Origin of the sequence: Streptomyces alkaliphilus (genome assembly GCF_014141535.1) — a bacterium.
Lineage (GTDB): Bacteria > Actinomycetota > Actinomycetes > Streptomycetales > Streptomycetaceae > Streptomyces > Streptomyces alkaliphilus.
Map to the genome: position 1 here is coordinate 1 of NZ_VKHT01001513.1, position 810 is coordinate 810.

1 protein-coding gene is annotated in these 810 nt (G+C 75.6%); it reads right to left on the minus strand.

Features of this window, described 5'->3' with window-relative positions:
- Nucleotides 1-39: 39 nt before the first annotated feature.
- Nucleotides 40-657 (minus strand): DUF3000 domain-containing protein, encoded by a 618-nt coding sequence (locus FNQ90_RS25400; RefSeq protein ID WP_182608458.1) that lies wholly within the window; start codon nt 655-657, stop codon nt 40-42.
- Between the last annotated feature and the right edge of the window lie 153 nt (nt 658-810).

Consider the following 810-nt stretch of genomic DNA (forward strand, 5'->3'; position numbering starts at 1 on the left):
GGAGGGGGTCGCGAGGGGGTGAAGGACCGGGAGCCGGGGTCAGTGCCCGGAACGCGGTCCCCGTCGTCTGGGCAGGGCCGTCACGCCCGCCGCGCCGGAGTCCGGTGGCAGCCCCGCGCACTGTGCCAGCAACGCGCACCACGCCAACAGGTGGTCCTCCGGCTCCCAGGGCTCAACGGGCGACCACGACGCCCGCACCTCGATCTCCACCCGGGGCCTGCGATCCGCCAGCCCTCCGAAGAAGTACGACCCCGAGCGGGTCACCGTGCCGCTGGGTTCCTCGCTTCCGGGCACCCGGGCCTCCAGCGCCTCCGTCAGCCAGGACCAGGCGACCTCCGGCAGCAGCGGATCGGTGCCCAACTCCGGCTCCAGCTCCGCCCGGGTCAGCGTCACCACCCGGAACGGGCCGTTCCACCCCTCCTGACCGGCGGGGTCGTACAGCAGCACGAAGCGGCCGTCGGCCACCTCGTGGTCCTCCTCCGGATGTCCCGGCGCGGTCGGCACCAGCACCGATGCCGCCACCGCGTGGGCGAACGGGGCGGGCCGCCGCGGCGGCGGCATCGTGGAGAGCCGCACCTCCCGGCGCGGCCGGGCCGCGTCCAACGCGGCCACCGCACTGCGGAAGGCCGCGGGTCCCCCGGCGCCGGGGTCGTTCATAGGCTCGTGCCCCTCCGCAATCCGTGGTCGCGCGGCTGCCATGGCCGGTAACCCTATGCTTCCGGGCGCCGGGGAGCCGGTAGCCGCACCCGCGTGGCGCGGGGCCGATCCCGAACGTGGGAGACTGCGGGGTGTGAGCGAGCGCAGCGAGAG

What these genes read in the sequence shown, in the direction of transcription:
- FNQ90_RS25400 (WP_182608458.1), bottom strand. Translation starts at nt 657, where the DNA reads ATGAACGACCCCGGCGCCGGGGGACCCGCGGCCTTCCGCAGTGCGGTG.